This window comes from Rheinheimera sp. MMS21-TC3 (assembly GCF_032229285.1).
Lineage (GTDB): Bacteria > Pseudomonadota > Gammaproteobacteria > Enterobacterales > Alteromonadaceae > Alishewanella.
The window spans coordinates 1,271,485-1,296,330 of sequence record NZ_CP135084.1 but is presented as its reverse complement, the minus strand read 5'-3'; the positions used below and the strand labels follow the sequence as shown (position 1 = coordinate 1,296,330).

At 41.8% G+C, this 24,846-nt stretch carries 23 protein-coding genes and 1 riboswitch; of the genes, 14 read left to right on the top strand and 9 right to left on the bottom strand.

Annotated features, from left to right (window positions below; translation table 11 throughout):
* Positions 1-86: 86 nt before the first annotated feature.
* Positions 87-650, top strand: coding sequence for a gamma-glutamylcyclotransferase (locus RDV63_RS06500; RefSeq protein ID WP_313908696.1), 564 nt, complete (start codon positions 87-89; stop codon positions 648-650).
* 328 nt (positions 651-978) lie between these two features.
* Here the strand turns inward: RDV63_RS06500 and RDV63_RS06495 are convergent, their stop codons facing one another.
* Entirely contained in the window at positions 979-3,231 is a 2,253-nt protein-coding gene (locus tag RDV63_RS06495; RefSeq protein WP_313908695.1) for a heavy metal translocating P-type ATPase, read from the bottom strand.
* Between the two features lie 179 nt (positions 3,232-3,410).
* On the opposite strand from RDV63_RS06495, the gene RDV63_RS06490 reads away from it, so the two are divergent.
* The 10 genes from RDV63_RS06490 to modC all read left to right on the top strand — a co-directional run bounded on the left by RDV63_RS06490 (position 3,411) and on the right by modC (position 10,172).
* Complete coding sequence (locus RDV63_RS06490) at positions 3,411-3,752, top strand: hypothetical protein (protein ID WP_313908694.1); 342 nt, start codon at positions 3,411-3,413, stop codon at positions 3,750-3,752.
* Positions 3,753-3,839: 87 nt separating this feature from the next.
* On the top strand, positions 3,840-4,709 hold the full coding sequence (locus RDV63_RS06485; RefSeq protein WP_313908693.1) for a LysR substrate-binding domain-containing protein: 870 nt from the start codon (positions 3,840-3,842) through the stop codon (positions 4,707-4,709).
* A gap of 111 nt (positions 4,710-4,820) precedes the next feature.
* Positions 4,821-4,970: riboswitch (molybdenum cofactor riboswitch) on the top strand.
* Positions 4,962-5,933 (top strand): GTP 3',8-cyclase MoaA, encoded by a 972-nt coding sequence (moaA, locus tag RDV63_RS06480; protein WP_409934823.1) that lies wholly within the window; start codon positions 4,962-4,964, stop codon positions 5,931-5,933. (Overlaps the previous riboswitch by 9 nt.)
* 3 nt (positions 5,934-5,936) lie before the next feature.
* Positions 5,937-6,518, top strand: coding sequence for a molybdenum cofactor guanylyltransferase (locus RDV63_RS06475; RefSeq protein WP_313908691.1), 582 nt, complete (start codon positions 5,937-5,939; stop codon positions 6,516-6,518).
* Positions 6,519-6,541: 23 nt separating this feature from the next.
* Positions 6,542-7,084: a molybdenum cofactor synthesis domain-containing protein gene (locus RDV63_RS06470; protein WP_313908690.1), complete on the top strand. Its 543-nt coding sequence runs from the start codon at positions 6,542-6,544 to the stop codon at positions 7,082-7,084.
* Position 7,085: 1 nt separating this feature from the next.
* Positions 7,086-7,601 carry a cyclic pyranopterin monophosphate synthase MoaC gene (gene moaC / locus RDV63_RS06465; protein ID WP_313908689.1) on the top strand — a complete coding sequence of 172 codons (516 nt, stop codon included), beginning with the start codon at positions 7,086-7,088 and terminating at the stop codon, positions 7,599-7,601.
* A 16-nt stretch (positions 7,602-7,617) separates the two neighbouring features.
* Positions 7,618-7,893 (top strand): MoaD/ThiS family protein, encoded by a 276-nt coding sequence (locus RDV63_RS06460; RefSeq protein ID WP_313908688.1) that lies wholly within the window; start codon positions 7,618-7,620, stop codon positions 7,891-7,893.
* Position 7,894: 1 nt separating this feature from the next.
* Positions 7,895-8,341, top strand: coding sequence for a molybdopterin synthase catalytic subunit MoaE (gene moaE, locus RDV63_RS06455; protein ID WP_313908687.1), 447 nt, complete (start codon positions 7,895-7,897; stop codon positions 8,339-8,341).
* A gap of 56 nt (positions 8,342-8,397) precedes the next feature.
* On the top strand, positions 8,398-9,096 hold the full coding sequence (modB, locus tag RDV63_RS06450; protein WP_313908686.1) for a molybdate ABC transporter permease subunit: 699 nt from the start codon (positions 8,398-8,400) through the stop codon (positions 9,094-9,096).
* Complete coding sequence (gene modC / locus RDV63_RS06445; RefSeq protein ID WP_313908685.1) at positions 9,093-10,172, top strand: molybdenum ABC transporter ATP-binding protein; 1,080 nt, start codon at positions 9,093-9,095, stop codon at positions 10,170-10,172. The genes modB and modC overlap by 4 nt, the downstream gene beginning before the upstream one ends.
* 19 nt (positions 10,173-10,191) lie before the next feature.
* Here modC and RDV63_RS06440 read toward each other — a convergent pair whose 3' ends face one another.
* The 3 genes from RDV63_RS06440 to RDV63_RS06430 form a co-directional block, all read right to left on the bottom strand.
* The gene (locus tag RDV63_RS06440; RefSeq protein ID WP_313908684.1) at positions 10,192-11,004 is read right to left on the bottom strand and encodes a TlpA disulfide reductase family protein; all 813 of its coding nucleotides are present in this window, start codon (positions 11,002-11,004) and stop codon (positions 10,192-10,194) included.
* Positions 11,004-11,765: a thiol:disulfide interchange protein DsbG gene (dsbG, locus tag RDV63_RS06435; RefSeq protein ID WP_313908683.1), complete on the bottom strand. Its 762-nt coding sequence runs from the start codon at positions 11,763-11,765 to the stop codon at positions 11,004-11,006. The genes RDV63_RS06440 and dsbG overlap by 1 nt, the downstream gene beginning before the upstream one ends.
* A gap of 162 nt (positions 11,766-11,927) precedes the next feature.
* Positions 11,928-12,122, bottom strand: a complete 195-nt coding sequence (locus RDV63_RS06430; RefSeq protein WP_313908682.1) for a 4Fe-4S binding protein — start codon at positions 12,120-12,122, stop codon at positions 11,928-11,930.
* A 209-nt stretch (positions 12,123-12,331) separates the two neighbouring features.
* Here RDV63_RS06430 and RDV63_RS06425 point away from each other — a divergent pair, with 209 nt between their 5' ends.
* Positions 12,332-12,865, top strand: coding sequence for a DUF924 family protein (locus tag RDV63_RS06425; RefSeq protein WP_313908681.1), 534 nt, complete (start codon positions 12,332-12,334; stop codon positions 12,863-12,865).
* Here the strand turns inward: RDV63_RS06425 and yegQ are convergent.
* The 4 genes from yegQ to narL form a co-directional block, all read right to left on the bottom strand.
* Positions 12,845-14,152: a tRNA 5-hydroxyuridine modification protein YegQ gene (gene yegQ, locus RDV63_RS06420; protein ID WP_313908680.1), complete on the bottom strand. Its 1,308-nt coding sequence runs from the start codon at positions 14,150-14,152 to the stop codon at positions 12,845-12,847. The two genes, RDV63_RS06425 and yegQ, sit on opposite strands and share 21 nt — an antisense overlap.
* A 123-nt stretch (positions 14,153-14,275) precedes the next feature.
* Complete coding sequence (gene modA, locus RDV63_RS06415) at positions 14,276-15,040, bottom strand: molybdate ABC transporter substrate-binding protein (protein ID WP_313908679.1); 765 nt, start codon at positions 15,038-15,040, stop codon at positions 14,276-14,278.
* Positions 15,041-15,076: 36 nt separating this feature from the next.
* On the bottom strand, positions 15,077-16,324 hold the full coding sequence (moeA, locus tag RDV63_RS06410) for a molybdopterin molybdotransferase MoeA (RefSeq protein WP_313908678.1): 1,248 nt from the start codon (positions 16,322-16,324) through the stop codon (positions 15,077-15,079).
* Positions 16,324-16,974, bottom strand: a complete 651-nt coding sequence (gene narL / locus RDV63_RS06405) for a two-component system response regulator NarL (RefSeq protein WP_313908677.1) — start codon at positions 16,972-16,974, stop codon at positions 16,324-16,326. The genes moeA and narL overlap by 1 nt, the downstream gene beginning before the upstream one ends.
* A 319-nt stretch (positions 16,975-17,293) precedes the next feature.
* On the opposite strand from narL, the gene RDV63_RS06400 reads away from it, so the two are divergent.
* Complete coding sequence (locus tag RDV63_RS06400; RefSeq protein ID WP_313908676.1) at positions 17,294-18,910, top strand: MFS transporter; 1,617 nt, start codon at positions 17,294-17,296, stop codon at positions 18,908-18,910.
* Positions 18,911-18,996: 86 nt separating this feature from the next.
* Here RDV63_RS06400 and RDV63_RS06395 read toward each other — a convergent pair whose 3' ends face one another.
* A complete protein-coding gene (locus RDV63_RS06395; protein WP_313908675.1) occupies positions 18,997-20,784 on the bottom strand; it encodes a HAMP domain-containing protein in 1,788 nt (595 codons plus the stop codon).
* Between the two features lie 341 nt (positions 20,785-21,125).
* On the opposite strand from RDV63_RS06395, the gene RDV63_RS06390 reads away from it, so the two are divergent.
* A complete protein-coding gene (locus RDV63_RS06390) occupies positions 21,126-24,842 on the top strand; it encodes a nitrate reductase subunit alpha (RefSeq protein ID WP_313908674.1) in 3,717 nt (1,238 codons plus the stop codon).
* The last annotated feature ends 4 nt before the right edge of the window (positions 24,843-24,846 follow it).

Genomic DNA, 24,846 nt, shown 5'->3' with positions numbered 1-24,846 from the left:
ACTAGCTTAGTGCTAATCATTATAAACAAAATTGCCCTATTAATGATAAAGTAAATAAATACAGTTTAAAAATAGTGAGTTATAAAATGTCTGCGGATACTCGCCAACTAAATGCAATGCAAAAATTACCCGAAACTGACGATGATATTTGGTTGTTCGGTTATGGGTCCTTAATTTATAAAGTTGATTTTCCGTACCTAGAGCGACGGCCAGCTAAGATATTTAATTGGCAACGCCGATTTTGGCAAGGCTCGCATGATCATCGCGGCACACCAGAAGCCCCCGGTCGAGTAGCAACACTAATAGAAACTCCAGGTGCCAGTTGCGAGGGAATGGCCTATAGAGTTAGCCCAAGCGTTTTCACTCAATTAGATTACCGTGAGAAAAATGGCTACTTACGGGTTAATACCGAATTGCATTTTGCTGATAATCAAGTAAGTACAGGTTTAACCTATATTGCCACTGCAGATAACAGCGCTTATTTAGGCCCAGCATCAGAGCAGGATATTGCTAAGCATATAGCCAGCTCTAAAGGAGCCAGTGGTGAAAACAGTGAGTATTTATTACAGTTAGCCCAATCGCTACGACAATTAAAAATTGATGATCCGCATGTCTTTGCTATTGAAAATTGGCTATTGAAGATTAGCTAACTAAGCTAACGCACTAATAACTCACAACTAAGCACTAAACATTTAGCACTAAACACTTAGCACTATTACTTAGCATCAGACTGCTTTTTAGCGGCCGCTGTGTTTGGCTGGTATAACCAAAACCACCAAACAATTAAGCCAATCAGTGCCAAACCCAGTAAATTAATTAACCACATTTTTTATTCCCCCATAGCCATAGTCATTGCTATCGTTATAGTCATTAGTTAACCACTATTGTTATTAATAGCTTCAGCTTGATTAACAGCATTAGGTTAGCAGTTGGCCAGTATTAACAAAGCAAGCAACTGGCTTTAATGCTGTTTTGGCTTTAATGCTGTTTTGGCTTAAATAAACGTAGCCGATTAGCATTGGTTACCACTGTTACCGATGATAGCGCCATAGCTGCGCCTGCAACCACAGGGTTTAGCAAAATACCCCAAAATGGATACAAAATACCTGCCGCTATTGGAATACCCGCTACGTTATAAATAAAGGCACCAAATAAGTTCTGTTTAATATTAGTTAAAGTGGCTTTACTAATTGCAATAGCATCGGCTAAACCGTGCAGTGAGCCGCGCATTAAGGTAATGTCCGCGCTTTCTATTGCCACATCAGTACCAGTACCAATGGCAAAACCAACGTTAGATAAGGCTAAAGCCGGTGCGTCGTTAATGCCATCACCTGTCATACCAACAATATAGCCCTGTTGCTGTAACTCTTTAACTTTATCAGACTTATGCTCAGGTAATACTTCGGCAAAATACTCACTGATGCCCACAGCTTTAGCCACAGCAGCAGCAGTAGCTTTATTGTCGCCCGTTAGCATCATCACTTTAATACCATTATGCTGTAAGCGTTTAATGGCAGCGATAGAGTCTTCTTTAATCGGATCTGACACTGCTAATATTGCAGCAAATTTGCCCGCTACAGCAAAATACATCGGTGTTTTTGCTTGCTCGGCTAACGCTTGAGCAGGTTCAATAAAGGCACTGATATCAATATTATGCTTACGCATTAGCTTTTCATTACCAAATAATAAGCTTTGGCCAGCTAAGTTAGCACTCACACCATGGCCGGCTATGGCATTAAAGTCTGTTACCTTATCTAAACTAATATTTTGCTGTTTGGCCGCCTCTAAAATAGCTTGAGCTAACGGGTGCTCTGAGCCTGACTCTAAGCTTGCCGCTAACTGCAATACTTCGGCTTGCTCAAAGCCGTCAGCTAATTTGATATCGGTTAACTTAGGGCTACCTTGGGTAATAGTGCCAGTTTTATCTAGCAACATAACCTGTACTTTAGACGCCGTTTGTAAAGCTTCACCATTACGGATCAAAACGCCCGCTTCTGCGGCTTTGCCTACCCCTACCATCACTGACATAGGTGTTGCTAACCCTAAGGCACAAGGGCAAGCAATAATCAGCACTGTGGTGGCGGTAATCACAGCCAAACTTGGCTCGGTGCCAAAGTTTAACCAAGCCAGTGCGGTTAAAACGGCAATAATCATAACGGCTGGCACAAAATAAGCAGAAATAACATCAGCTAAGCGGCCTATAGCCGGCTTGGCATTTTGTGCCTGTTTTACCATTTGAATAATTTGCGCCAGCGCCGTGTCTTTGCCAACACGGGTCGCTTTAAATAAAATAGTACCGGTTTTATTTAAAGTACCTGCAGAAACGCTATCTTTAGCCTGTTTATCTACCGGCATCGGCTCGCCCGTTAGCATAGATTCATCTATTGCAGTACGGCCTTCAATCACGACACCGTCAACCGGAATTTTCTCACCTGGGCGCACTTTAACTATGTCATTTAAAATAACTTGATCAATGTTAATGCTAAGCTCTTGCTCATTACGTATAACTAAAGCAGTTTTGGTTTGTAGGCCAATTAAACGGGCAATAGCGGCAGAGGTTTGGCCCCTAGCTTTAAGCTCAAGCGCTAAGCCTAAATTCACTAAACCGATAATCATAGCGGTGGCTTCAAAGTAAATATGCCGCGTCATCTCGGGCATTACCTCAGGCACTAACACGACCACCATTGAATACAACCAAGCCGTGCCTGTACCTAAGGCTATTAAGGTATCCATATTGGCAGAATGATTTTTTATACTTTGCCAAGCACCAACATAGAAATGACGGCCTGGAAATACCATTAATAAAAAGGTTAATAAACCAACAGCTAACCATGACCAGCGCTCTATAGTGGTATCAGCCGTCATATCATTGGTTATTAGACCATATAACATCAGCGGCACACCTAAGGCTAAAGCTAACCAAGTATCGCGCATCAATAACTTATATTTAGCCGCATCCGCTTGCTGCCTTTCTTCTAGCAATAACTCTTCTTGGTCGGTATCGGGTAACTTAGCTTGATAGCCTGCTTGTTCTATAGCCTTAATTAGTGCTGTCGCCTTAGCATTACCGCTAACTAACACTGAACGATCGGCAAAATTCATTTCTGCTTTATCTACACCTGCTACCGCATGTAAGGCTTTTTCCACTTTAGCTACGCAACTGGCACAGCTGGTGCCTTCTACTAACAACATGATGGGCTGTTTAGATTTAGCTGCTTCAGATAAGGCCATTTTGACTCCTAAGCAAATATAAAAAATAGTCAGATACAGTTTTAGATTAGTACTTTCTAATTTAAAGCGTATAATAAGAGATAAAGTTAACATTGTTTATTGGCTGTGCTGCTTATACTAGCATATTGCAAGCGGCATGTTATGAATAGGCCCTTATAAAGCAACAAAGAGGTAAAGCAATGGCACAACACAACAACATTAATACTGATCTAAATATTGCAGATTTAGCTTGGCTACTCATAGCTATAAGAGCAGCAGCGGCTGATACTGACGATATAGACGAGCCTTTAATCCAAGCTAGGCTAGCAACAGTGCTGCCTAATCAGCCACAAGCAAATATTGCTGAGCAGTTAAGCCAATTACAGCAATTAAATATTTTGCATCAACATAATCAGTATTGGCAACTCAGCCCTGACTTTTCTGTGCAACTAATAGCTAGCACTAACTGTGGATGTGGTTATCAAGCTCAATGGGGCCTAACCAAAGCCTTGCTAGAGCACTGGATTAATAATGAAAATTAAGACAGTTGCTAGCGGCCTTTTGCTTTGCTATAGCGCTAAAATTCTGGCACTTTATACTTATATCAGCACAGGCGTAAAGGTAGTGAAATGTTGTGGGAAGGAATTAGCGAATTTGTTTCTGTAGCTGAGAAAAACAGCTTTACTCAAGCCTCGCAACAACTTGGCATTTCAACGGCTCAGGTTAGCCGACAAATCACAGCCTTAGAAAAACGCTTAAACACTAAGTTGTTTTACCGTACTACGCGTAAAGTGTCGCTAACAGAAGAAGGCCAGATATTTTATCAGCATTGTCGTGGTGTATTAGACGGTTTAGAAGCCGCCGAACGCGCCATTACTAATTTACAAACTAAACCGCAAGGCACTATAAAATTGACTGCTCCTGTTACCTATGGCGAGCAACAAATTTTACCGCTAATAAATAACTTTATTCAGCTATACCCCGAGGTTGAAGTAACCGCCTTTTTAACTAACCAAAAAATGGATTTAGTTGAAAACGGTTTTGATTTAGCTATTCGCATAGGTAATTTGGCCGACTCCACTCTTATTGCTAAAAAACTTAGCCAACGCAGTAACTATGTCTGCGCAGCGCCTAGCTATATTAAAAAACACGGTATGCCACACAGCTTATCTGAATTAGAGCAACATAGTTGCCTCATGGGCTCTAATGATTATTGGCGCTTTATTGATAGCGGTAAAGAGCGCAATATTCGCCTTAGCGGTCGCTTACGCTATAACAGTGGTATTGCCTTAGCCGATGCCGCTTTAAAAGGCTTAGGTATAGTGCAATTGCCCAATTATTATTTGCAGCCCCACATAGATAGTGGCCAACTTATAACCTTATTAGATAACTATAAAATACCCAATGAAACCATTTGGGCTTTATATCCACATAACCGCCAACTTTCAGCCAAAATTCGTTTATTAATTGATTATTTAGCCAAAGAGTTAACAGAATAAGCGGTTAAATAAATGCTTACATAAGCTTTGCCAAACTACTAGCTACCTCATTATAGGTAGCTTATAAGCACTCCTTTTTGGCAATTTCAACTTCATAATGACTAGGCTACACTCAATGCATCACGCCGAGCTACCGGCTCTACCCCTACCCTGTCTACATAGGTTGTAGGTATGAACGGTAAGCCGTGGCAATAATGCCACCGGGTGCTGCTGGAAACGGCTTCACCTCCCCTATTTGGAAAGGTGTATTCAATGTTAGTAGACGCATTCTCGCGCCGCTTTACCTATTTGCGGCTCTCTATCACCGAAAGTTGTAACTTTCGCTGTACCTACTGCCTACCCGATGGCAATGATTGTAACTCACGCTCAGGTGAAATTACCTTACCCGAAATTAAACGCTTAGTGACAGCTTTTGCAAAGTTAGGCACTAAAAAAGTGCGGATCACCGGTGGCGAGCCCGCTTTACGTAAAGATTTATGTGAAATTATCGCGACTTGTAAAGCTATACCTGGTATTGAAAAGGTTGCTTTAACCACCAATGGCTATCGTTTAAAACGCGATGCTGTGGTATTAAAGGCAGCTGGCTTAGATGCTATTAATGTCAGTATTGATAGCTTAGATCCAGCTACTTTTCATTTGGTAACCGGCCAAGATAGACTAGCCGACATTCTAGAAGGTATAGAACATGCAAAAGCGGTTGGCATTAAACAAGTAAAAATTAATACGGTTTTGTTACGGCAACATAATGCACTGGCTTTACCTGACTTTCAGCAGTTTGTAAAAGACCGGCCGGTATCACTGCGCTTTATCGAGCTTATGCGCACTAACGACAATACCGCTTTTTATCAAAAGCAGCATTTAAGTGGCAGCAGCATTCAACAAACTTTATTAGAGCAAGGTTGGCAACTACAGGCTAAAGGTATCTCTGATGGCCCAGCATTAGAATATAGCCATGCGGATTATCAAGGTAAAATTGGCTTAATTATGCCTTATAGCAAAGACTTTTGTGCTGATTGCAATCGCTTACGAGTGTCTAGCCAAGCTAAGTTATTTTTATGCTTATTTACCGAGCAGCATCAAAACTTACGTCATTTACTCGCCTCTGACGATCCAGAGCCCGTTATGCAGTTTTTACAAGCCGCTATTTTAACCAAAGCACAAACCCATTATTTATTAGATGACAACAGCGGCTCAACTCGCCATTTAGCTATGATTGGCGGCTAAAAAATGAGTAAATTTAGTGTCTTAATTTTAGCTGGCGGTAAATCAAGCCGTATGGGCCAAGATAAAGCCTGCTTGCAATTCGCAGGTCAAAGCTTATTGCAACATATGCAGCAATTAGCTACGCAGGCTGGAGCTAGCCAAGTTTTAATTAGCCGCAACCAAAAAGGTTATATTCAAGATTTGCAACCTGAGCAAGGGCCTTTAGCAGGTATTTTAGCAGCACTGCCGCACTGTCAGCATAAGCGGTTATTAGTATTGCCTATAGATACACCTTTACTGAGTACTCAGGCGTTACAACTATTACTGCAACAAAGCGCAGCTGCAGCCTGCTTTAACCAAAGCCCCTTACCCTGTTTGCTAACGATTAACAGCCAATTACAGCACGTTATTAGCCAACAACTAACTAAACAGCAGCGTTCAATTAAGCAGTTATTAAACGCTTTAAATGCTAGTTCAGTCGACATTGATGAAACACAGTTGCTCAATACCAATACCCCTGCTGACTGGCAGGCGTTTTTACAGCAACAAACAACATTAAGCTGTTCTTTGCAGACTGCTCAAAAACAGAGTAAATCTAGCAATTAGCCATCTATTTTGGAGTTAAGATAATGGCCAAAGCCAAATTAAATCAGTTTTACGCCCTTAAGCTTGCCGTAATGACTATATCTGACAGCCGCAGCGCTGAAAGTGACACTAGTGGCGACTTACTTGCTAACCTATGCCAGCAAGCTGGCCACATTGTTGCAGCGCGGGCTATTCATAAAAATAATATTGCGGCTATTACTGCCACCCTTAACCAGTGGAGCCAAGATGAAAACATTCAAGTTATTTTAATCAACGGTGGCACCGGCTTTGCTGCGGGTAATTGCACTGTTAGCACGGTTAGCGCCTTAATCGACACGCCTATTCCAGGTTTTGGTGAATTATTTCGCCAGCTTTCTTTTGCGGAATTAGGCTCGGCGGCTATGCAGTCTGGTGCCTTAGCGGGCTTTGCTAATCATAGCTTAATTTTTGCTATGCCAGGTTCAGGTGGCGCCTGTCGCTTAGCCATGGAGCAGTTAATTTTACCGCAACTAGATAGCCGCACTGGGCCATGTAACTTTGTTGCCCACGTTAAAAATAGCCCACTTAATAGCTGTAATGGAGCTTAATATGAAGGATAGTTTTTTTAACCAAGCCGATAGTGATTTACAGCTAACTCATCTGGATAAAGATGGCGCAGCTAGCATGGTGGATGTATCAGATAAAGTTAGCACCAAACGTGAAGCTAGGGCTGCAGCCACTATTAATACCCAGCCAGAAGTAGTTGCCCTTATTGAACAAGCATTAATTAAAAAAGGGGATGTGTTAGCCACCGCCCGTATTGCCGGTATTATGGCCGCAAAAAAAACCAGTGATTTAATCCCGCTTTGTCATCCGCTGATGTTAAGTAAAGTCAGTATCGACTTTACATTAGATGCTGCCAATGGCCAGATTAAGCTGCAAAGCCTTTGCGTATTAAGTGGCCAAACTGGTGTTGAAATGGAAGCCTTAACCGCAGTATCGGTAGCGGCTTTAACCATTTACGATATGTGCAAAGCCGTTGATAAAGCCATGCAAATAACCGATATTCGTTTAATTGAAAAAACCGGCGGCAAGTCAGGCCATTATTTGTTAGAAGATAATTAAGTAAAAAGGTATTACCATGATTAAGATCTTATTTTTTGCCGCCCTGCGCGAGCGCTTACAATGCGGCCAACTAGAATTTAACTTAAGCTCATTAACTAGCAATGCCTCAGCAGCAAAAACAGTAACTATTGCCGCTGTATTAGCCCAATTACAAGCTAAAGATAGTCTTTGGCAACACGCATTAAGTCAAGCAGATTTATTATGCGCTTTAAATCAGCAACTGGTGCCTACAAGCACAGAAGTAAAAGCTAATGATGAGCTCGCCTTTTTCCCACCTGTTACTGGCGGCTAACATGACACTATCTATTAGCGTACAACAAGCAGATTTTAATATGGCTGATGAATATGCCAGCTTAAGTACTAATGTCAGCTGTGGCGCTGTGGTTATATTTACCGGTTTAGTGCGTGAACTTGCCAACAGCACTTTAAAAGCCATGACTTTAGAGCATTACCCAGGCATGACCGAGCGGGCCTTAGAGGATATTGCTAAGCAGGCTCAACAGCGCTGGCAGCTTGGTGGTGTGCGTATTATTCATCGGGTGGGCACTTTATTGCCTAATGAGCAAATAGTCTTTGTCGGCGTTACTAGCCCACATCGTGTTGCAGCTTTTGAAGCAGCCCAGTTTATAATGGATTACTTAAAAAATACGGCGCCATTTTGGAAAAAAGAGCACACTACAGAACAAGAATACTGGGTAGCCGCCAAAGCCAGTGATCAAGCTGCCATTAAACGCTGGTAGCTTGTACTAGTAGTTGTGATAGTAGCGAATACAGTAACCGCAAGGGATAGGTAAATATGGAGCTTAGCTTAACTAAGTTAACCGCAGCCGATTGGCAGGCTATTTGGCTAACCATTAAGTTATGTAGTTATACCACCTTAATTTTATTAATTATCGCCACCCCTATCGCCTCTTGGTTGGCTTCCGGCCATAGTAAGTTGCGTATAGCAGTACAAGCTATTGTTGCCCTTCCCTTAGTATTACCCCCTACTGTATTAGGCTTTTATATGCTAATGCTACTTGGTCCGCATGGTGCTGTTGGCGGCACCTTACAAAGTTTAGGCTTAAACCATTTAGCTTTTAGCTTTACCGGTATTTTAATTGCCTCGGTTGTTTACTCTTTACCCTTTGCTGTGCAGCCTTTATTGCAAGCCTTTCGGGATATGGGCCGCCGGCCGCTTGAAGTTGCGGCCAGTTTAGGCGCGAGTAAACTCGACAGGTTTTTCACTGTAACCTTGCCGCTTTGTCGTGGTGGTTTTATTGTCGCCACGACGCTTAGTTTCGCTCATACTTTAGGTGAGTTTGGCGTTATTTTAATGTTGGGGGGCAGTATTCCTGGCGAAACCCGAGTGTTATCAGTGTTAATTTATGATTATGCCGAAGCAATGGATTATGCCGCTGCCCATACCTTGTCGTTAGGTATGTTGATCGCCGCTTTTATAGTGTTATCGCTGGTGTATACTGCTCAGCGCCGCTTTTCATTGGTAAGATTATGATTAATTTAAATTTTAGCTTGCCGCGGCGGCATTTTATGCTGCAAGTTAATTGCCAACTTCCCAGCACAGGCGTAACGGCTATTTTTGGTCGTTCAGGTTGTGGTAAAACCAGCTTACTGCGTGCTATTGCCGGCTTAGAGCCAAACAGCCAAGGCCAGATTAGTTTTCAACAGCAAAACTGGCTGCAGGGTAGAGCCTCAGTGCCTATCCATAAACGCCGTCTTGGCATGGTGTTTCAAGAAGCCAGTTTATTGGTCCATTTATCGGTAAGAGATAATTTATTATACGGCTATAAACGCACACCTAAAGCCCAACAAAAGTTACAGCCAGAGCAGGTAATAATTATGCTGCAACTTGAGCCTTTACTCGCCCTAGATTTAGCCCAGCTATCAGGCGGTCAGCGCCAACGCATTGCCTTAGGACGCGCCTTATTAACTAGCCCACAGCTATTATTGTTAGACGAGCCCTTAACCGCATTAGACGGCCCCAGTAAACAAGAAATATTGCCTTATTTGCAGCAGGTTGCCCAGCAATGCAAAATTCCTATGTTATTAGTCAGCCATCAACTCGAAGATATAGTGCAACTAGCTGACTATATAGTGCTTGTTGATCAAGGCCAAGTCATTAGCCAAGGGGAGTTACAGCAACAGCTAAACTTAGCTCCGTTTGCTGCCTTTGGTGCTATGTCTGTTTTGCACTGCCAAATTAAGCCTAACCAAGATCCTAACTTGTTAAGTTTGCAATTAGGTAAGCAGCAATTACAAGTACCAAAGCCATTAAGCCAGCAAGGGCAAACTAGCGCTCAACTGCCTGAGCAAAATAGCTGCAGGCTGCGCATTCAAGCTAGAGATGTCGCCCTGAGTTTACAACCTTTAGAACACAGCTCGGTGAATAATCAGCTACAAGCTACTATTACCGGTTTGCGTGATGCCGAGCACCCTGCCGAAGTATTAGTGCAGCTAAAGGTTGAACAACAACCGCTACAAGCCTTAATTACTAAACAATCAGCACAGCGGCTAAAACTTGCCATAAATATGCCGTTATATGTACAAATTAAAGCCGTTGCTCTGCACTAAGCGCGTGTTTAGTGTTTAGCTATTTTAAGTACTGCTCAATACTTTGTTGCAAACTAGCCGCTGATAACTCGCCCATATGGCTATGAACTAAGCGACCATTGGCATCAAAATACAAAGTTATAGGTAAACCAAAGGCGGCCATAGCGGTTGCCATATCGCCTTTATTATCTAACAATACATGCTTAAAGCTTAAACCATTTTGCTGTAAAAAGTGTTCTACAGTGGCGGTTGGCTCGCGCTGGTTAAGTAAAATAAAGCTAATATCAGCATAACGCTGTTCAGCTTTTTGCAAAACAGGCATTTCACGCCGGCAAGGTGGACACCAGCTAGCCCATAAATTAACTACGGTAGGCCGCTGTTGACTAATATCAGTTATCTTTACTTTTTTACCGTCTAGTTGCATAAAACTCGTATCGGGCAGCACAGCTTGCGCCTGACCTGCTGTGATGACTAAAGTAAAAAGCGTAAATAACGCTATCATAGTTATTACGCCAGATAACAAGGCTTTGCGCAGCTGACGCTGCTTTAATTGAATAAATAGCACGACTATTGCGCTAAATAAGGCCGCCATATAATCAATACCGCGATCGCGTATATCCAGCATTTGCCAAAAGCTGTCATAGCTATCGGCAAACCGCAGCACAAAAACGAAACGCCCCACAACTAAGGCTGTTAGCAATATTATAAATAAAGCATTAGAAGCACTTTCCTTATGCTGTTCACCTGCTTTTTTAGCAACTAATGAGGTCACCGTAAAACCAATAATGACACTTATTAACATTAATAAAGGAGATACTGGCAAGGCTAAAGGCCCAAGATTAACGGCTATCATTATTTACCTAACATTTTATTCAGCGCATCGGGTCTAGGTAAGCCTTGCACGCTAATCACTTGACCGTTTTCATCTTTATAAAAACTGGTTGGCGTTGCTGAATAACCTAATTGGCGTAATAACTGCGTATTATTATTAACAGCAGCATGGCCATTTTTAATCGCAGTTTGATCTTGCTTAATACCACCTTTGCCTAACATTGTATGGTGTTGCAATAAGGTTTTGACCGGATCAGACGAGCCTAAAATATTAGCAGCTTGAGATGGGCTATCTTGGCGAATAATACCAACCATAATATGCCGCAATTGCACTGTACCTGCCGCTATCTCGGCAGCCGCAGCTTCACGAAACTTATGGCAATAAGGACAATTAGGATCAGTAAAAGTATAAATAATGCGTGGCGCGCTATCTTTACCATCTGCAACCCAATTAGATTTTTCTAATAAGTGCCAAGCTTTGTCATTTGCAGGGCCAGAGATCAAGCGCTGAATGGCAGCGGCCCCTAGGTCATTACCTTTGGCATCTATTAAATTGCCTATCAAAGCATAGTTATTATCAGGTGTTAAATAGACACTTAAGGCACGACCATTAACCGTCACTGCATATCCTGTTAAGCCAGCATCAGTTTTAAAGGTATCTACTACCTCTAAGCCTTGCTTTTGTAAAAACTCAATCACTTCTGGTGTTTTATCAGCTGCAAAGGCAGCCTGACTTAAACTTGCAGTAAATCCAATTAGCGCGATATAGCGAGAAAATGTCATTCTAGTCTCCAATTAAATGTATAGCTAACAGCGCTATATAAAGGGCTTTAAGCCTAAATAAAGGCTCAGAATAAGCCTATGTTACCTTAATTGGCAGTAGAACGACTGTTCAACAATTATATTTCAACTAGATAGGTAAAAAGTTAGTTACATAACTACTAACTAAGCTGGAATTAGCTCAATGCAATCTATAGGGCAAACGGCAATACAAGTAGGCTTATCATAAAAGCCCTCACATTCAGTACAAAGCTCAGCAGTCACCTGATAATGCACTGCGCCCATACTAATAGCATCATTTGGGCATTCAGGCACGCACATGTCACAATTGATACAGGATACCTCTATTAGTGCTGGCAAGCTTAATTACTCCTAAATGGGATAGAGCAGTCTATTTAAACAGATTAGTAGCAGCTTGCCTTGATCTCTATCAACAATATCGCCGCTATGCTTATATTAAATAGTGGTAACAGCCATATTAAGCGGTAGTTATTTATCTAGTTATAGGCCACAATCATTAGTCTTTACTAAGAATTAGACTCAATGTCTGGCAATGAATAAGGTAACGAATGTTAGAAGAAATACTTACATTTTGGTTTAACGAAATTGATCCAGATCAATGGAAGAAGTTTGATCCTGCATTTGATGCTTTGCTTAAGAAGCGCTATTTAAGTTTATTACAACAAGCTTCTGCTGGCGAATTATACACTTGGCGCAGCACAGCAAAGGGGCGCTTAGCTGAGATAATTATCTTAGATCAGTTTTCACGCAATATTTATCGCGACACACCTTTAGCTTTTGCTCAAGATCCTATGGCGTTAGTTTTAGCGCAAGAAGTTGTCGCTGCGAATCTACTAGCCGAACTTAATGACCAAGAGTGCGGTTTTTTGCTTATGCCCTATATGCATAGCGAATCTAGGCCAATTCACATTCAAGCAGAAGCCTTATTTAAACACTATGCGCCCTTCCGTTATGAGGCAGAGCTTAAACACAAAGTTATCATAGATCGCTTTGGCCGTTATCCGCATCGTAACCAGATCTTAGGCCGCTGCTCGACAGAGCAAGAAATTGAATTTCTTACCTTACCCGACTCTAGTTTCTAAGGGCTGCTCAATATGATTAGCGTACTTAATTAGCATGGCAAAAGCTAAATCGACCGGTTCAGGCAGCTTCACTAATAATTTATAACAAGAGCCAGGCGCAAGTAAAATGTCATTATATTGGCTGTCTTTTAAACCGGTTAAAGTAAAGCTAAGATTGCCACTAGGTGTCATCAATAGCAGCTTATCGCCAATAGCAAAGCGATTTTTAACCTCAACTAAGGCATAACCTTGGTTATCTTGCTGACCAATAAACTCGCCAACTAATAACTGCTCGCCCTGACTATGACTAGTGCCATAATTCTGGGTATCTTGCGGCACATGACGGCGTAAAAAGCCTTCGGTAAAGCCTCTATTTGCCATGCCTTCTAATTGATCTAATAAACTAGTATCAAAGGCTTTACCTGCCGCAGCATCATCTATAGCTTGACGATAAACCTGAGCGGTACGCGCCACGTAATAAACAGACTTTGTTCTCCCTTCAATTTTTAATGAATGCACTTTCATGGCGCTTAGTTTTTCGACATGCTGTACGGCACGTAAATCTTTAGAATTTAAAATATAGCTGCCATGAAGATCTTCATCCAATGACATTAGTTCACCAGGTCGGCCTTGCTCTTCAATTAATGCCGGTGTGCTAATAGGTTTAAACTGGCCTACTTCGTCTTCTTCAGCCATTTGCACGCTATAAGGCCAACGGCAGGAATTGGTGCAAGTACCTTGGTTTGGATCCCGTTTATTAATATAACCCGATAGTAAGCAGCGGCCTGAATAAGCCATACATAAAGCACCATGCACAAAAACTTCAATTTCCATATCAGGTGCTTGTTGGCGTATTTCAGCTATTTCTTCAATAGCCAGTTCCCGCGATACTATCACTCGCTCTACGCCTTGTTGCTGCCAAAATTTCACTGCCGCCCAGTTCACGGTATTGGCTTGCACAGACAAATGCAAAGCTATATTAGGAAAATTTTGCTGCAGTAAATAAATCACGCCAGGATCAGAAACAATAAACGCATCTGGCTTTAACGCTACCACAGCGGCCATATCGGCAACAAAACGGCCAAGCTTGCTATTGTGTGGGGCAATATTAACCACCACATAGAATTTTTTATTTTGCTGATGCGCTTCTTCTATGCCTATTTTTAATTCTGCCAGCGTAAATTCGTTATTACGCACTCGTAAGCTATAACGTGGCTGGCCGGCGTATACCGCATCGGCACCATAAGCAAAAGCCACCCGCATAGCTTTTAAGCTACCCGCTGGCGAGAGTAATTCAGGTTTAAACATAACAAAGCGCCCACAAACAAAAATAAGGCGCTAGTTTAGCGCCTGTATAGTTTTAATTATTGATGTATATCAACAAGGCTACATTAATGACTAAGGCAAAAGAGGTATATAATTAGGGTAAGATTAAGGCCGTTCAAAGCCATGTTGTTGTAAAATTTCTACCGCTGCAGCGCTTTGCATAAAGTTAGCAAAAGATTTGGCTGCATGGTTATTAGCACCAGACTTAGTTAACACTAAGCCGTGTAATAACGGCTGATGTAGGCTTGCATCAATTAAAGAATAGTTATCGCGAGTAATATTAGGGTTTTTAGCTAAAGATAGCGCAATAATGCCCGCATCAGCCGCACCTGATTGGGTCATTTGCGCTGTTTGGGCAATATTTTCACCAAAGACTAGTTTTGTTTGCACTTGTTGCCAAATACCTGCAGCTTCTAGCGCTTGCTGCGCCATTTTACCATAAGGGGCATGAGCCGGTTGCGCTATAGCCAACTTATGTATTTCAGGGCGGATTAAATCAGCCAAAGTTAACGCTGGAGCTGTTTCATCCGCTTGCCAAATAACAATTCGGCCTAAAGCATAAGCTTGAATAGGCGAAGCTGTAACTTTAGCAGCTTCAAGCTGTAAAGGTCGCTGCATATCTGCTGATAAAAATAAATCAAAAGGCGCACCATTGATAATTTGATGGCTAAGTTTACCTGAAGCGCCATAAGTTACTTGTACCGAATATTCAGGGTGTTGTTTTTTAAATAGTGCCACTATATCTGAAAGTGCAAAGCGTAAACTGGCCGCAGCTGCAATATTAGTATTTTCAGCCATAACAGCTGTAGATAATAAAAGACTACCGCTAATAAGTACTGTTGCTAATTTAATACTAAGCCGTTTAAACATATATTATCCTGAAAAATGGCACTTTTAGCTGGCAAATTAACGCAACATGCTTGAAAAAGGCAGAATATCCACTGTGCTGCCTGATTCTAAAGAGCCAGCGTCTTGGGGTAATACAATATAACAATTAGCGTTAGCAATAGAGGTCAACATACCTGAACTTTGGCTACCTAGGGTTTTAACAAAAAGTTGGCTATTTTGCTGCCAGTACCAGCCACGTTGATAATCAGCACGGCCAGGGCGCTTTTTCAGTGCCACTTCACAGGTTGCGGTTAATAACTCAGGTATAGCAGACATAGTTTCGCCAGCTATTTTACGTAATACTGGCTGCACTAACTGCTCTAAGGTTACTACTGCCGCAACAGGGTTACCCGGTAAACCAAAAAACCAACAGTCTTCTAGCTTGCCAAATGCAAAAGGTTTGCCTGGCTTTATCGCTACCTTCCAAAAATCAATTTCACCTAATTTCACTAAAATTTGCTTAGTGTAATCGGCATCACCTACTGATACCCCTGCGCTGGTAATCAACACATCCGCTTGCAACATCGCTTGTTTAAAGGCTGTTTCTATAGTGTCAGGATCATCTGGCAGTAAGCCAAGGTCAATAATATCCACCCCTAAACGCTGCAACATAGCATGCATAACATAGCGATTACTGTCATAGATATGGCCGGCTTCTAATGGCTGGCCTGGTGGCGTTAGCTCATCACCGGTAGATAAAATAGCCACTCGAAGTTTGGGTTTTACTATAACCTCAGCAATACCCAAAGAGGCTAATAGACCAATATCAGCCGCAGTTAAGCGCTTACCCGCTGGCAAAACTTGTTGTTGTTTGGCAATATCTTCACCTGCGCGGCGAATATTGTCGCCCACTTTTGGCAGCTTAGTTAAACAGATTTGTTGTTGATCGGCATTAAATGTAACTTGCTCTTGCATAATAACGGTATCAGCGCCCGCGGGCACTACAGCACCGGTCATAATTCTAACGCACTGTCCTGCTGTAACGGTTCCAGCATAAGCTTGGCCAGCGAGCGCAGTTCCTACTAGTTCTAAGGGTTGCTCTAATGAGGCATCTTGAGCACGAAAGGCATAGCCATCCATAGCCGAATTATCAAAACCTGGAACATCTATTGCCGAAATAATATCTTCAGCTAATACCCGATCTAAGGCTTGTAAAATATTAACACTTTCAGTATTAGCTATTGGTTGAACTAAGGCCAGCATAGTCGATAGCGCCTCAGCAATTGGCATTAATGGCTTCTGTTGATTGAATTGATTCGCTGACACTATTTTGCTCCTTGCTGATTAACCATCCACACAGCGGCTTCTACGCGTGAGCGTAAACCTAACTTTTTCAATAAATGCTTAACATGCACTTTTACTGTGCCATCTGAAATAGATAACTCACGGGCTATCACTTTATTGCTCATACCTTTGGCAATTAGGCTTAAAATTTCATATTCACGATTAGTTAAACTATTTAGTTCTGCTACTGGTTTAACGCTTGGTCTGCGCAAGGCGGTTGCTAGTACTTGGGTAATAGTTTCACTTAACACCATTTTACCTTCTAAAGCACGTTTAATATTTTCTAGTAAAACGTCAGGATCAGTATCTTTGAGTAAATAACCATCAGCGCCATTACTAATGGCATTAACAACATCTTCATCTGCATCTGATACGGTAAGCATAACAATCCGCGAGCTTACTCCCTCATCACGCATGGCTTTTAAGGTTTCAATACCGTCCATGCCTTGCATATTTAAATCAAGAATAATTAAATCTGGATCTAAGTCTACCGCTATTTTGATTGCTTCAACGCCGCTGCTTGCTTCAGCTACAACCTCAATTCCCTCTTCCATCGTCAGCAATTGTTTCATACCTTTGCGTAATAAAGGATGATCATCAACTAGCATTATGCTGGCCATTTGTTCCGACATAGTGATACTCCAAAGCGTTACAAAGTTTTTCGCTATATTAGCTTACATTAACGACGTTGAAACTTTGATATAAATCATATTAAGTAAACTTATCTTACAGGATACTTTACTAAAGCCTTTACTATAGCATTAAAAACAACACTTATAAGTCATTGTTTTTAATTTAATTTTTATTTACCACTAACTAAAACTACCCCCTTAGGAGTAACCCTAACAACTCAAGCGAGTTAATTAACTAACTCTCAAGGCGCATTGCTGCATTAGCAACATCACTTCATAGTTCAGGTAATTATATTGCTGTTCCTTTAAGGAGTTTGTTATGTCTGACCTAAAAAAGTGGTTGCCTGAAGATGAGAGCTTTTGGCAAACCCAAGGTAAAGCCATTGCTAGTCGTAACTTGTGGATTTCTATCCCTAGCTTACTCTGCGGCTTTGGTGTCTGGATGCTATGGAGTATTGTTACCGTTCAAATGCTAAACGTGGGTTACCCATTTACTACAGCCCAGTTATTTACCTTAACCGCTATTGCCGGTTTTACTGGTGCAACCTTACGGATCCCTTCTAGCTTTTTTGTCCGTCTATGCGGTGGTCGTTATACCTTATTTCTAACCACAACTATGCTACTTATACCTGCCGTAGGCACTGGGTTAGCGCTACAAAGCATTGATACGCCACTATGGGTGTTTCAATTAATGGCTTTATTATCCGGTATCGGGGGCGGTAACTTTGCTTCATCAATGTCTAATATCAGCTTTTTTTATCCTAAAAAACAACAAGGTTTAGCTTTAGGTTTAAATGCAGGTTTAGGAAACTTTGGTGTCACTACGGTGCAAATTTTAGTGCCTCTGTTTATGTCTTATGGTGTCTTTAGTTTGTTAGGCGGTGGCGAGCCTATGACACTACTTAAACCTAGTGGCACAGTAACGGGTACCATTCCAGCCGGCACAGAAACCTGGATCCAAAACTCGGGTTTTGCTTGGTTAATTACTTTAATTCCTTTAGCTTTTTTACTGTGGTTTGCTACTAACAATATCCATACTGAAGAAGTCACACCCAAATTGCCTAAAGCTATTACGGCTTTCAGTATTATTTTAGCCATGCTGGGCATAGGCTTTTTCACGTCAATTATTGGTTTATGGTTAATTTTACCAGAGGCGGCTAATGGCTCTGGTTTTGGCATACCTAAAGAAATTGTATTATTAGCGGTATTATTTGGCACGGTTATGTTGTTAAAACTGTTACCTGGCGCTATTCGCACTAGCCTTGATCGGCAATACCGGATCTTTAATAACAAGCATACTTGGGTAATGAGTGTCTTATACGTTATGACCTTTGGTTCTTTTATTGGTTTTGCGGCAGCTTTCCCGTTGTCAATTAAAGTAATATTTGGCTATAGCCATATTATGGTTGACGGTGTAATGACCCATGAAACTACCAACCCTAATGGGCCAAGTGCCTTAACTTATGCTTGGATTGCCCCCTTTATTGGAGCCTTGATTCGCCCTGTTGGTGGCTGGATTGCAGATAAGCTAGGTGGTGCTTTAGTAACGCAAATTTGTTCAGCAATTATGATTGCCTGTGCCTTAGGTGCCGGTTACTACATGAAATTGGCTTATCAATCTGAAACGCCAGAGCAATACTTTGTGCCATTCTTCTTAATATTTTTAGGCTTATTTGCCGCCAGTGGTATTGGAAATGGCTCAACCTTTAAAACTATTGCTGTCGTGTTTCCTAAAGAACAAGCGGGCCCTGTATTAGGCTGGACATCAGCAGTAGCCGCTTATGGTGCTTTTTATATTCCACAAGTATTAGGCGAGCAGATAAAAGCCACTACTCCTGAATATGCCATGATAGGTTTTGCTATCTTCTATGGTTTATGTCTGTTAGTTAACTGGTTTTATTACCTACGTAAAAATGGCGAGTTTTATAATCCTTAGTCATTAGCTATCTTATATAAAAAGCGAATATTTTCAGCCAGAAACTAAAACGGCGCTCTGTTTATAAAATCAAAGCGCCGTTTTGTTTAACTTACATTTTGCTCCTGCCAATAACTGGGCACAAAGCTAAAATAAACGCCGGTTCCGCCTTTCTCTCGGCGTTTAATCGTTAATTCACCACCTAGGTGCTTGCCTCGCTCTTGCATAATAGCTAAGCCATAATGATTTAGTTTTTCGGGTGAGCTATCTATGCCTACCCCATCATCCTCTATAGCTAAGTAAATAGACTTGTCGCTTTGTTGTAATAAAGTAATTTGCAATAAGCTACCTTGGCTATGATGAATGGCGTTTTGGCTGGCCTCACGGATTATTTGTAATAGATGCACCTCTTCATTTGGCGCTAAGGGCACACTAACTAATTGATAATCTAATTTAATTAGTAATGATGATTGCTCCATCAACTGCTTAACTGTAGTGTGCAACGCATCTAATAAGCCAGTGCCATCAATTTTTAACCTAAAGGTTGTCAGTAATTCACGTAACTGCCGATAAGCAGAATCTAATCCTTGTTTTAGTTCAATTTTAACGTCATCTATCGTTGCTTGATCTTGTTTAACTAACGCTTTATTTAACCGCGCGACTTGAATTTTTAAATATGACAGCGCTTGGGCAAGCGAGTCATGCAGCTCACGGGCAATTACCGTTCGCTCTTGCATTAAGGCTAGGCGCCTAATTTGCTCTTCTTCGGTCTTTAAGCTTAATGCTATAGCCATTAAATCTGCTACCGAGTTTAATAAGTCCTGCTGCCATTGCTCTAACGCATGATTACTTTCTTTACGGGCAACTAAAACACCAAAATTACGCTTGTCTCGGTTTAACGGATAATTATAAATTAATAAGTTATCGCAGTTTTTAATCGTTTTAGTTGATAAACAATCACTGCAGTCTAACTCCTGACAAGGATCAATTTCATTAGCACCAGGCTGCACCTGAAAATAAGGCTGCTGTCCTTGCTCGGTAACTAAGCATAATTCGATATTATCTAACTGAGTTATGCTTTTTAGTGCATCTATTACTTGTTGAAAATCTTTATGTTGCGGCACACTTTCACTCATGCGCCGTGAAATGGTATATAAAAAATTTAATCGGGTATTTTGATGTTGTAATTTTTTAGTTTGTTTATCAACTCGTTGCTCTAAGTTGCCATACATATGGCCAATAGCATCATTCATTTTATTAAAAGTTTCAGCCAGTAACCCTAATTCATCCGGCTGTTGAGGCCTAACTCTAACCGTAAAATCGCCATGACCAATTCGTCTTGCCGCCCGCGTTAATTCTATTAATGGCTGCTCAACCTTCACTTTTAACCAATGAGTAATTATTAACGCCAACATAACCGTTAAAAGCAACGCAATTAATTGAACAGAGCGTAAGGTTTTCACTTTATGCTCGGCATCATGCTGTATCGCCAGCACTAATTCGTTTAACTGTTTAATGTGTTGCTCAAGCTGCATAGTTAAATCGCTATAATTAAGCTGACTTAATACCGGTAATAACTGCTGCCATTGCTGCTCTGCTTGATTATACAGCGGGGTAATTTCAGCGTTATCTTGAATCACTCGTTTAAAAATCGCGTTGTGCCAACTTAACTGGATATTTTCAATCGCCGCTTCAAGTTGCGGATTATTTGGCTCAACCGTTAACCAGCCTAAACGGTAAGTTTGCATTCGTAATGAGCCAGCCGTATTAATAGCTTGGGCATGGCTATCCAGTTTATCTGACAGCCAATAAGACACTAAAATAGTGGCAATAGCTAATGACACTATGCAGGCTAAAGCAACACTAATCCGAGCCACTATAGAAAACTTTTGCATTGCTTCTCCTAAATGCTTTTGCTATTTGGCCATCCGCAAGCAAATTTATATTAATTCTAATCAGCAAAGCTGATAAATAGCCCAGAAAATTCGAGCTACCCCTTTTGCGTTAGCTGAGGTAAATAAAGCATAACCTAATCTGTCACTATCACCAACACCCCTGTATTTTCAAGCTTTTAGCACAATTAGGCACTACCTACTTGTAGGTATTTTTGAATTTAAACAACAACTTAGGCAACTAGCCGTCTTGATCTATATCAAGCATTATTCTGTAGTAATTTCTATAGTAACCATATCAAAACAAAGATCGCCTATATGCAAGATAAGACCAGGAGTTAACCATGAGCCACCTTCTAGACAAATTGCGCTTTTTTAAAACGCGCAAAGAGCCCTTCGCCGATGGCCACGGCATTACAACTAATGAAGACAGAACCTGGGAACAGGGTTATCGCCAACGCTGGCAGCACGATAAAGTTGTTCGCTCAACGCACGGCGTTAACTGTACAGGCTCATGTAGCTGGAAAATTTACGTTAAAGATGGCCTAGTAACCTGGGAAATGCAGCAAACTGACTACCCACGTACTCGCCCAGACTTACCTAACCATGAACCGCGTGGCTGTCCGCGTGGTGCTAGTTACTCTTGGTATATTTACAGCGCTAACCGCTTAAAATATCCAAAAATGCGTAAGCATTTAATGAAGTTATGGCGCGAAGCTAAAGCTATTCATAAAGATCCTGTGGCGGCTTGGGCCTCTATTGTTACCGACCCAGTAAAAGCGAAAAGCTATAAAGAACGCCGTGGTTTAGGTGGCTTTGTTCGTGCCAGCTGGGATGAAGTTAATGAGCTTATCGCAGCTGCAAACGTTTATACCACTAAAGAATATGGCCCAGACCGTGTAACCGGCTTCTCACCTATTCCTGCTATGTCTATGGTGTCTTATGCTGCAGGTGCGCGTTATTTATCATTAATGGGCGGCAACTGTTTAAGCTTCTACGATTGGTACTGTGACTTACCACCTGCCTCACCACAAGTATGGGGCGAGCAAACTGACGTACCTGAATCAGCTGACTGGTATAACTCTAATTACATTATTGTTTGGGGTTCAAACGTACCGCAAACACGTACGCCTGATGCGCACTTTTTAACTGAAGTTCGCTATAAAGGCACAAAAACTTGCGTAATTACCCCTGATTACTCTGAAGCGTCAAAATTTGGTGATACCTGGTTAGCACCTCGTCAAGGTACAGATGCGGCTTTAGCCATGGCATTTGGCCATGTTATTTTAACTGAATTCCACGTTAAAAACCCAAGCTCTTACTTTACTGACTATGTCCGTCGTTATACCGATATGCCTATGTTAGTTATGTTAGAGCAGTCTGAGGGGCATTTATCGCAAGGTCGCTTCTTACGTGCTGCCGATTTAGTGGATAACTTAGGTGAAGAAAACAACCCTGATTGGAAAACCATCGGTATTAATAAAGAGGGTAACTTAACCAGCCCGAACGGCTCTATTGGTTATCGTTGGGGCCAAAAAGGTAAGTGGAACTTACAACAAGAAGACAAAGACGGCGAAGTAGAATTACATTTATCATTAAAAGATAATTGTGATGAATTTGCCGATGTTGGTTTCCCGTATTTTGGTGGCGCACCACACGAATATAAGTACTTCCAACACACTTCTCATGACGATGTGCAAATGCGTAAAGTACCAGCTAAGCGAGTTCAGCTTGCTGATGGCAGCACAGCATTAGTCGCTACTGTATACGACTTAATGTTAGCCCATTATGGTGTTGATAACGGTGTTAACGATCCTAACCGTGCCACTAGTTACTTAGACGACATTCCTAACACACCAGGTTGGCAAGAAGCTATTACTGGCGTTAAACCTGAAGACGTTATTCGTATTGCTACCGAGTTTGGTCGTAATGCCGATAAAACCCGTGGTCGCTCTATGGTGATAGTGGGTGCTGGTTTAAACCACTGGTATCACATGGATATGAACTACCGTGGCATCATTAACATGCTAATGATGTGTGGCTGTATTGGTCAAAGCGGCGGCGGCTGGGCGCACTATGTTGGCCAAGAAAAGTTACGTCCGCAAACTGGCTGGACACCACTAGCCTTTGGCTTAGATTGGCAGCGGCCACCACGTCATATGAACGGTACTTCATTTTTCTATAACCATTCTAGCCAATGGCGTTATGAAAAACTAAGCATGACCGAAATCATTTCACCTTTAGCGAATAAAGAGAAATGGTCTGGCAGCATTATTGACTATAACTCTCGTGCCGAGCGTATGGGCTGGTTACCTTCTGCACCACAATTAGGCACTAACCCATTAAAGTTAGCTGCAGAAGCTAAAGCAGCGGGTGTTGAAATTAAAGATTATGTGTTACAGCAATTAAAAGAACGCAAAATTAAATTTGCTTGTGAAAACCCTGAAGATCCAAAAAACTTCCCGCGTAATATGTTTGTATGGCGCTCGAACTTATTAGGTTCATCAGGTAAAGGTCACGAATATATGCTTAAACACTTATTAGGCACTAAACATGGCTTATTAGGTAAAGACTTAGGCAGTTTCGGTGGTAATAAACCACAAGACGTAGAATGGACCGAAGACGGTGCTGAAGGTAAAGTTGACTTATGGGTCACACTAGACTTCCGCATGTCTACTACTTGTTTATATTCCGATATCGTACTACCTACCGCAACCTGGTATGAAAAAGACGATATGAACACCTCGGATATGCATCCGTTTATTCATCCGTTAACTGCAGCTATCGATCCCGTATGGGAAGCACGTAGTGACTGGGAAATATTCAAAGGCATAGCTAAAGCCTTCTCTAAAGCCAGCGTTGGTCATTTAGGCGTTGAAACAGACGTTGTTACCACTCCTATGCATCATGACACCCCAGCAGAGCTAGCTCAACCTTACGGTGTTAAAGCTTGGTGGAAAGGCGAATGTGAAGCTATTCCTGGCTTAACCATGCCGCACATTAATATTGTAGAGCGTGATTACCCTAATACCTATGCCCGTTTTACTTCTATCGGCCCTCTTTTAGAGTCTATCGGTAACGGCGGCAAAGGCATAAGTTGGGATACCAAAGATGAAGTAGACTTTTTACGCCAGTTAAATAGAACCCACACTGCTGAAGGCGTTAACAAGGGCATGGCTAAAATTGATACTGCCATTGATGCTTGTGAAATGATTTTATCTTTAGCCCCAGAAACTAATGGTCAAGTTGCCGTTAAAGCATGGCAAGCCTTAGGCGAATTTACTGGACGAGATCACACTCACTTAGCCTTGCCTAAAGAAGATGAAAAAATCCGCTTTAACGACATAGTCGCCCAACCGCGGAAGATTATTTCATCCCCTACTTGGTCTGGCTTAGAAGATGAGCATGTGTCTTATAACGCGGGTTATACCAACGTTCATGAGCTTATTCCTTGGCGTACTATTACCGGGCGCCAGCAGTTTTATCAAGACCATGAGTGGATGCGTGACTTTGGCGAACAACTTTGTAGCTACAAGCCGCCTATCAACTTAAAAACGGTGGCACCGGTATTAAATAAAAAGCCCAATGGTAATGCTGAAATAGTGCTGAACTTTTTAACTCCTCATCAAAAATGGGGCATTCACAGTACCTATTCAGACAACTTATTAATGCTAACCCTATCCCGTGGTGGCCCTATTGTTTGGATCAGTGAAATTGATGCCGAAGCTGCCGGCATAGTAGATAACGATTGGATTGAAGTCTTTAACGTGAACGGTGCAATTGCAGCACGCGCCGTAGTATCACAACGGGTTCCAGAAGGCACTAGCATGATGTATCACGCTCAAGAACGTATAGTGAACATTCCAGGCAGTGAGCAAACCGGCACCCGTGGCGGTATTCATAACTCGGTAACACGCGCAGTAATGAAGCCGACCCATATGATAGGTGGATATGCCCAGCAAGCTTACGGATTTAACTATTACGGCACTGTTGGTTGTAACCGTGATGAATTTGTTGTCTTGCGTAAAATGCACAACGTTGACTGGCTAGATACGAAATAAGGTT

Excerpts from the sequence above, each read along its gene's own strand:
- RDV63_RS06500 (WP_313908696.1), top strand. The coding sequence starts at position 87 with ATGTCTGCGGATACTCGCCAACTAAATGCAATGCAAAAATTACCCGAA.
- RDV63_RS06495 (WP_313908695.1), bottom strand. The coding sequence starts at position 3,231 with ATGGCCTTATCTGAAGCAGCTAAATCTAAACAGCCCATCATGTTGTTA.
- RDV63_RS06490 (WP_313908694.1), top strand. The coding sequence starts at position 3,411 with ATGGCACAACACAACAACATTAATACTGATCTAAATATTGCAGATTTA.
- RDV63_RS06485 (WP_313908693.1), top strand. The coding sequence starts at position 3,840 with ATGTTGTGGGAAGGAATTAGCGAATTTGTTTCTGTAGCTGAGAAAAAC.
- moaA (WP_409934823.1), top strand. The coding sequence starts at position 4,962 with ATGTTAGTAGACGCATTCTCGCGCCGCTTTACCTATTTGCGGCTCTCT.
- RDV63_RS06475 (WP_313908691.1), top strand. The coding sequence starts at position 5,937 with ATGAGTAAATTTAGTGTCTTAATTTTAGCTGGCGGTAAATCAAGCCGT.
- RDV63_RS06470 (WP_313908690.1), top strand. The coding sequence starts at position 6,542 with ATGGCCAAAGCCAAATTAAATCAGTTTTACGCCCTTAAGCTTGCCGTA.
- moaC (WP_313908689.1), top strand. The coding sequence starts at position 7,086 with ATGAAGGATAGTTTTTTTAACCAAGCCGATAGTGATTTACAGCTAACT.
- RDV63_RS06460 (WP_313908688.1), top strand. The coding sequence starts at position 7,618 with ATGATTAAGATCTTATTTTTTGCCGCCCTGCGCGAGCGCTTACAATGC.
- moaE (WP_313908687.1), top strand. The coding sequence starts at position 7,895 with ATGACACTATCTATTAGCGTACAACAAGCAGATTTTAATATGGCTGAT.
- modB (WP_313908686.1), top strand. The coding sequence starts at position 8,398 with ATGGAGCTTAGCTTAACTAAGTTAACCGCAGCCGATTGGCAGGCTATT.
- modC (WP_313908685.1), top strand. The coding sequence starts at position 9,093 with ATGATTAATTTAAATTTTAGCTTGCCGCGGCGGCATTTTATGCTGCAA.
- RDV63_RS06440 (WP_313908684.1), bottom strand. The coding sequence starts at position 11,004 with ATGATAGCCGTTAATCTTGGGCCTTTAGCCTTGCCAGTATCTCCTTTA.
- dsbG (WP_313908683.1), bottom strand. The coding sequence starts at position 11,765 with ATGACATTTTCTCGCTATATCGCGCTAATTGGATTTACTGCAAGTTTA.
- RDV63_RS06425 (WP_313908681.1), top strand. The coding sequence starts at position 12,332 with ATGTTAGAAGAAATACTTACATTTTGGTTTAACGAAATTGATCCAGAT.
- yegQ (WP_313908680.1), bottom strand. The coding sequence starts at position 14,152 with ATGTTTAAACCTGAATTACTCTCGCCAGCGGGTAGCTTAAAAGCTATG.
- modA (WP_313908679.1), bottom strand. The coding sequence starts at position 15,040 with ATGTTTAAACGGCTTAGTATTAAATTAGCAACAGTACTTATTAGCGGT.
- narL (WP_313908677.1), bottom strand. The coding sequence starts at position 16,974 with ATGTCGGAACAAATGGCCAGCATAATGCTAGTTGATGATCATCCTTTA.
- RDV63_RS06400 (WP_313908676.1), top strand. The coding sequence starts at position 17,294 with ATGTCTGACCTAAAAAAGTGGTTGCCTGAAGATGAGAGCTTTTGGCAA.
- RDV63_RS06395 (WP_313908675.1), bottom strand. The coding sequence starts at position 20,784 with ATGCAAAAGTTTTCTATAGTGGCTCGGATTAGTGTTGCTTTAGCCTGC.
- RDV63_RS06390 (WP_313908674.1), top strand. The coding sequence starts at position 21,126 with ATGAGCCACCTTCTAGACAAATTGCGCTTTTTTAAAACGCGCAAAGAG.